The sequence below is a fragment of the Streptomyces sp. NPDC057638 genome, assembly GCF_042800315.1.
Taxonomy (GTDB): Bacteria; Actinomycetota; Actinomycetes; order Streptomycetales; family Streptomycetaceae; genus Streptomyces.
The window spans coordinates 1-6,120 of the sequence record NZ_JBHVHF010000395.1 but is presented as its reverse complement, the minus strand read 5'-3'; the positions used below and the strand labels follow the sequence as shown (position 1 = coordinate 6,120).

Sequence of the window (6,120 nt, the reverse complement as noted above, 5' to 3'; positions counted from 1 at the left end):
GTCTACGCCCCGGACGACGACGGCGGTGACGGCGTCTGGCACTACCGCGGGCAGGTCCCCTGGGAATGGCTGTGAGCCCCGAAGCCGCCCTCCCGGCGGCTGGTGTGGTCGTGATCACGTCGGCCCCAACATCCCTGGGTGGTACGTTTGTTTACCAGTAGGGCGGGGGTCACAGAGCCCGCAGCTCCCCCACCCCCGCCCTACACCGGCACGGGCCGGGACCACATCCCCACGCACGTGGGGAGTAGACCCCGCGGAGCGGGGATGGCTCCTCTCTCGGTTTCTCGCAGAGAGCGGTCGAACGGCAGTCCCCGCGCTCGCGGGGGTGATCCATCACCCGGTCTCGACCTCCGGGAACTGGACCAGCCGTTGGTCCCCGCGGCAGCGGGGGTGACCCCAGCGCGGCGCGCAGGCACCTGCGCGCCGCGAACAGGCAGGCCCCCGCGAGCGGGGGACCGCGCCCGTGCCCCCGGGGCCAGAGCTCACCCGACCCGTGACCTCTGGCCCCGTACCCCTTTCCGGAACCGGCGCACCCGGCCCCGGGACCGCCCGCCCTGCCCTCCGACCACACCGCGGCGGACGGTTCAGGTCCGGCGGGGGTCCGCGCGGTGCGCCGCCCGTCCCTCCCCTGCCGGCTCCTCACGGTGAATCGCCGTCACCACTTCCTCGGCGGTGGCCAGGGTCAGTGCGCGCGAGAGCGTCACCGGAGGTCCAGTAGCGCGCTGCGTTGATATGGCGACGGCCCGACCGGTCTGCCGTGCCGGCTCGAACGGTTAAACGACTCCCGGGGTGCCGCGCCGGCCTGATTCCCGGCCAGGAAAGAAAATATCGCCCCGCCTTGGGGATTTGCCGCCCAGGGGTCCGCGTGAATGGATACAGTCGCACAGCGGGAATTACCTGTCGGTGTCGCCTCTCGGCGGGGAGTGCCGGTGGCTTCGGCTGCCCGGCACTCCGCTTCGAGGGGCGCGCGGTCGGTGCGTCCCGTGCCCGGAAGGGAGACGCTGTGCCCGAAGGGGAGCCGTGCAGTTGTGAGCCGTCTGCCCGGAAGCGCGGGTGGGACCGGGTTGCCCGGACCGCCCGCGCGGCCAAGCCGCTGGTGGAACTGCTCGCGGCGGCCGCGACCCTCGTGGTCGTGGTGCTCGGTATGAGGTAGCCGACCGGACCTGGTGATAACAGGTCCGGTCGGCAGTCCAGGGGGCCCGCCGCAAAGCCAATGCGGCGGGCTTCATCATATGCCGACCCTGAGAACATTGAGCGGAAGCAATCATTAGCCTAGGGCAAATCAAATGTCCCGCCAATGTCATTGCCTCAAAGTCCACTCTCAATGCCCGCCCTCAATGTCTAATCTCAATGCTTACGTTACCGCGAAAGACAAGAGCTTTGGATGCCCTTAGAGGGATTGAAAGAGTAAAAGAATCGTGACGAACCATATTCATTCGGACGAAATTTGGAGCTCGGGAGGGGTACCCGCCGTCCGGTGGCCGTGCTCGGGCTGTACCCGTGGGGGTTGCCGTCGCCCGCCGGCCCCGCCACCCCGGTGCCCGTCCGGTACGGTCCGGCGGGCCTTCGCCCTCCCGCCCCGCGTCGGGTCGCGCCGCGCCGAACCGCCGGAGGCGCCGTCGAACGGTCGGAGTCCGGGAGGCGCCAGATCCTGCGGCCGGACGGGCCTTTGCCCTCTTTGGCGCCGGAGCGGCAAGCCGGCCGCGCCACGGCCTTCGCCTGCTCCAACAGTGGCCGTTGCCGGCGGATGGTCTCGGCCTCTCGCCGCCAGAGCCCGGGTCCAGGCGGCCGGAGTTCAGGGGCTGGACGGCCGGTGGCCGTGTTCCTGGGGGGTCCGCTCGCCGGGCGGTACCGTCACCGTGCCCCGATGGTTTCCGACCAGCCGCCGCGGGTGAGGTGACACGTGCCGTCCGGGTCGATGCGCACGTTGGCTCCGGCGACGGGCAGGTCTCCGTCGACGACGAGCCAGGTGCGGATCTTCTCCAGCCTGTCCCACAGGCGGCGGGGGCCGTCCTGGTGCACGGTGGGCGAGGCATGGCGGTCGGTCGCCTCGGCGCGGGCCCAGGAGCCGTCCGGGTGGATCATGTAGGCGGTGCGGGTTCCGTCCGCGCCCTCGTCCATGCGGTGCTCGACGCCGGGGACGATCAGTTCGAAGGTGGAGAGCACGTCCCAGGCGCTGTTCACCCGCATCACCGGATAGCGGCCCGTCGTGACGCTTGTGCCCTCGGCGGTCCGGGCGGTCTCCCACCGGGCGGCACGCTCGGGGTCGGGAGGGTAGTCGTCGCCGCGGCGGGTACTCATGAACGCCGCCGCCCCGGGGGCGACCCGGCCGATGGCGCCCCCGTCCTCGGTCTTGTCGGCGGTGATGACCAGGCCGGTCCCGGACACCGTGGTCACCAGCCGGCCGCCGGGAGCGAGCGCCTCCAGCCAGGAGGAGGGAATTGTCGGCACCGAGACGGTCGAGACGATCCGGTCGAAGACGCCCGGAAGTTCGCCCGTGACATCGCAGACCTCCACGCGTGGCCGGTGTCCGGCCGCGGCCAGCCGCTCGCGGGCCGCCTCGACGAGATACGGGTCCACGTCGACGCTGGTGACCCGCTCATCGCCGAGGCGGCGGCAGGCCAGCGCGGTGCCGTAGCCGCTGCCGCAGGTCACCAGCACGCGGGAGCCGTCGGCGATGTGGGCGTGCCGGTACATCTCCACGACCAGCAGGGGCAGCGTGGACGACGACGTGGGCCGCAGCTCCTCCGGGATTACCGTGCCGGGAGTCGCGTGGTCGGCGTGGTGCGGTCCGACCCGGGTGGTCAGGGTGCGGCGTTGGTCGTAGGCGCTGTTCAGCCACGCCTCGGAGGCGCTTGGCCCGTCGTGGAGCTCGTAGCCCCAGGTTCCGTCCCGCTTGCTCCAGGTCCACCACCGGGGCACGAACAGATGGCGGGGCACCATGGCCAGGGGCCGGTGCCAGCGGGAGTCGGGCCGTACGGTCGCGTCGGCCATCCGGGCGGCGTGGCGCTCCCAGTCCGCGGGCGTCCGGTCCATGGATGTTTTTGGCTCCTTTCAGGGGCATATGGGCGGTCCGGTCAGTCATCCGGTGGTGTGGCTCAGTCGCTCATCGGGCCGCAGGGGTCGTTCTTGGCGGGGCCGCAGGAGTCGGACGCGGCCGGTTCGCAGTCGGAGGGCGCGCAGGGGTCCGCTCCGGTGCGGCGCGGGACGCTCGCGGCTGTCTCGGCCCACCGGGCGCTGCCGAGTACGGAGGCCAGGGTCGCGTTCTTGACGTTGCCCCCGGTAAGATTTCGTCCGATTTCGCACACCGCCACCTCTCCGGTGGGCAGGACCGCCGCCCTCCCGTCCCCGCACCGTCCGCACAGGGAAGTGGCGGTCGGCACCGCGGCGTTCGCGGCGTTGCCGACGGGGCGGACCCGGTCGACGTGGACGTCGTGGACGCCGAGGGCCTTCATCTCGGCACGGGCCTGCTCCACGCGCTGGCCGCCCCCGAGGTCCACGATGCCGACCTTGACCGTGATGCCGCGGCGTACGGCGCCGGCGATGTTGGCCCGGGTCGCAGCGTGGGATCCGGGCCGGCCGGTGATCCGGTCGTGCTCGGCCGCATCGTCGCTGTAGTAGGAGGTCGCGAGGTCCACCCGGGGGTGTTCATAGAGGGTCCAGTGCGCCGCGCGGACCCGGTACAAGTTGGTGTAGACGCGCACGCGCAGGCCGGCTTCCAGCGCGTGCTCGACGAGCCCGGTGAAGTCCGGGGAGAGGCTGGGTTCGCCGCCGATGGTCTGCACGGTCGTCGCGCCCAGCTCGGCGGCCTCGGTGATGACCCGGCGCCAGTCGCCCGTACTCATCGTGCCGTGCCCGCGGTGAGGCCCGGCCTGGGCGTAGCAGTGCGATGGGCAGACCAGTTGGCAGCGGGCCGTCAGCTCAACCGCCAGGAACCCTAAGGGGGTGGCGGGGGCTTCCGGGGCGGTCGTCATGGAGAGAAGGGTAGACAGCCGTCGGTCAACCCGCCCCGTTTTGGTGAAAGTTGGCCCGGAAGTGCGCTGTACGGCCGATGCCCCGGGGATGCGCCCGACCGGCCGGCTGTTCGGCACCGCGCTGCCTGGTGGTCTTGCCGCCGGGCAGCAAGGTCCGGAACTCTGACCGGTATGACGACCGTCGAGATCGCTCCCGGTCTGGTCCTGGATGACGAGCAGTTCGGCGCGGCGGAGGCCGGGGTCGCTGCCCGGGCGCCTGGGCTTGGCGCGCTGACCTGGGAGAGGTTCACCACGCCCCGGGACTGGACGCTGGTCCCGGACGAGTGCGGCAGAGGGTACAAGGCGGAGTTCGTACTGTTCAGTACCCGGGCCGCGACCGCGAAGGTGAACGTGTGGTTCGCGCCGGACCTCCGGCGCGGCCGGGAGCCCTTCCCGCACCCGCACTCCCATCCGTGGGCGTTCGACGCGCACGTGCTCCTCGGTGGCTACGACGAGGACCGCTACACCCCCGACGGCGGAGCGATCCGGGCGGAGCGGGGCGTGGAGCACCGGGCCGGCGGGCTCAACCGGGTGCCGCTGGAGGTGTACCACGAGGTGACTGCCGTGCACGAGCCGGGCCGGACGCTGACGCTGATGGTGTGCGGGCCTGGCGAGCGCGGACGCTGGGGCTACCTCGACCTCGCCACCGGACAGCACCGGGGCGCCGCGCCGGACCCCGGCTTCACCGAACGGCTCAAGGCCCTGAACCCGCAGCACCGCTGACACCTGCCCTCTGGCGTGCGCGGGCCACGCGGGAGCGCGTCCGGCTCTCGACCATCGCCGATGCCCGGGAGATCCGAGGGGGAATCCCGGCCGTTCCGACCGGCACCGCCGTGCCCGGTCGGCCGGGGTTCGGCACGCCGGTGCCCTGGGGGTGTCCGCTCGTGGCTACGGGGCGGGCTCGTAGGTCACCGTGGTGGTGCCGCAGCTCGCGGCCACGGTGAACAGCCGGTCCTGCTCGGCCTCGTCGGCGGCGAGATTCCAGCGCAGCTTGGTGGCCGTCCACTCGGAGGCGTAGCGGCAGAGCGCGCCGGGGGCGGGTGGAAGCCAGTCGGCTGGGTCCTGGTCTGCCTTCTGCCGGTTGGTGCGGGCGGTCACGGCCACCAGGGACGCCTCGGCGCCCTGGTCGTTGGCGTACGCCTCGCGCTGCCCGGCCGTCCAGTCGGAGGCTCCGGAGTCCCAGGCTTCGGCGAGCGGGACCATGTGGTCGATGTCCAGCGCGCCCGCGGAGGTGACCGGGACCTCGTCGTAGTAGGAGAGCCACCTGCCGCCGGTCAGGGCGCACCGCGCCCCGACGGTGGGGGGTTCGACGGCCTCGGCGATGAGTACCTCCGCCCTCGTGTGGCAGCCGTCGGAAGGGTCGAGGCCGGTGTTCCAGTGGCGGAAGGAGTCCCGTTCGTACCCGGTGCGGTCTTCGAGGCCGAGCGGCAGGCGGCTGACGGCCGCCGTGATCGGGAGGGTCTCCCCCGCCGGGACGGGAGCTGCGGTGGCCTGGGCGGGAAGGGAGAAGGGGAGGAGGGCGAGGACCGCGGTGGCGGTGGCCGCGCGCATCAGATTCTTGATCACGGTCCGAGGAATAGCAGCGGCGCCCGGTCCCCGGGCGGGAGCGGCCGGATCATCACCTGAACGAGCGGCCCACCAGCGGGACGATGACCGCCCCCTGGCATCTGGAGCGAAGGCCACCGGACCGCCGGGCGGCCCAGGCCGGAGGCCGCGGGCCGTGACGTGCGCCCCGGCCGCCGCGTTCACGGGACGTGACCCGAGAGCCGGCCAGACACAGGCGTCCGGCCCGACACCGTGAGGGAGGCGCCGTGGCCCGCGGGAAGTACGGCACGCCGATGACCATTCACCGTCTGCCCCGGCGGCCGCCGGACCTGCGGCGCAAGGGCACCTGCCCGAAGTGCTTCGCCATGCAGGGCGAGGAGTGCCGCGACCGGCCCCGCACCCCGCCACCGAACGGCGTGCACGCCGAGCGCCTCCGCGCGAACGGCGTTGACCGGTCCGAGCTCCCGCCGTACAGCGGCGGCCCGCGCCGCCGACGCAGGTCCCCGCGCCCGTCCGGCCGCTGAGACCGCCCGCCCCCGCGCCGGCCGGTCCGTGACCGGAC

The 6,120-nt window shown here is 72.6% G+C and carries 6 protein-coding genes; 3 read left to right on the top strand and 3 right to left on the bottom strand.

Going from position 1 to position 6,120, the window contains the following annotated elements; genetic code table 11:
- The first annotated feature begins 1,003 nt into the window (after nucleotides 1–1,003).
- Nucleotides 1,004–1,153: a hypothetical protein gene (locus ACFVIM_RS31700; RefSeq protein WP_384308777.1), complete on the top strand. Its 150-nt coding sequence runs from the start codon at nucleotides 1,004–1,006 to the stop codon at nucleotides 1,151–1,153.
- 701 nt (nucleotides 1,154–1,854) lie between these two features.
- On the opposite strand, the gene ACFVIM_RS31695 is transcribed toward ACFVIM_RS31700, so the two are convergent.
- Together ACFVIM_RS31695 and ACFVIM_RS31690 are read right to left on the bottom strand one after the other, a co-directional pair.
- A complete protein-coding gene (locus ACFVIM_RS31695) occupies nucleotides 1,855–3,036 on the bottom strand; it encodes a protein-L-isoaspartate O-methyltransferase (protein WP_384308774.1) in 1,182 nt (393 codons plus the stop codon).
- A 62-nt stretch (nucleotides 3,037–3,098) separates the two neighbouring features.
- On the bottom strand, nucleotides 3,099–3,974 hold the full coding sequence (locus tag ACFVIM_RS31690) for a radical SAM protein (RefSeq protein ID WP_384308771.1): 876 nt from the start codon (nucleotides 3,972–3,974) through the stop codon (nucleotides 3,099–3,101).
- Between the two features lie 171 nt (nucleotides 3,975–4,145).
- On the opposite strand from ACFVIM_RS31690, the gene ACFVIM_RS31685 reads away from it, so the two are divergent.
- The gene (locus ACFVIM_RS31685; RefSeq protein ID WP_384308768.1) at nucleotides 4,146–4,736 is read left to right on the top strand and encodes a hypothetical protein; all 591 of its coding nucleotides are present in this window, start codon (nucleotides 4,146–4,148) and stop codon (nucleotides 4,734–4,736) included.
- 165 nt (nucleotides 4,737–4,901) lie between these two features.
- On the opposite strand, the gene ACFVIM_RS31680 is transcribed toward ACFVIM_RS31685, so the two are convergent.
- The gene (locus tag ACFVIM_RS31680; RefSeq protein WP_384308779.1) at nucleotides 4,902–5,564 is read right to left on the bottom strand and encodes an HNH endonuclease family protein; all 663 of its coding nucleotides are present in this window, start codon (nucleotides 5,562–5,564) and stop codon (nucleotides 4,902–4,904) included.
- A gap of 287 nt (nucleotides 5,565–5,851) precedes the next feature.
- Here ACFVIM_RS31680 and ACFVIM_RS31675 point away from each other — a divergent pair, with 287 nt between their 5' ends.
- Nucleotides 5,852–6,082 carry a hypothetical protein gene (locus ACFVIM_RS31675; protein WP_384308765.1) on the top strand — a complete coding sequence of 77 codons (231 nt, stop codon included), beginning with the start codon at nucleotides 5,852–5,854 and terminating at the stop codon, nucleotides 6,080–6,082.
- Nucleotides 6,083–6,120: the final 38 nt, after the last annotated feature.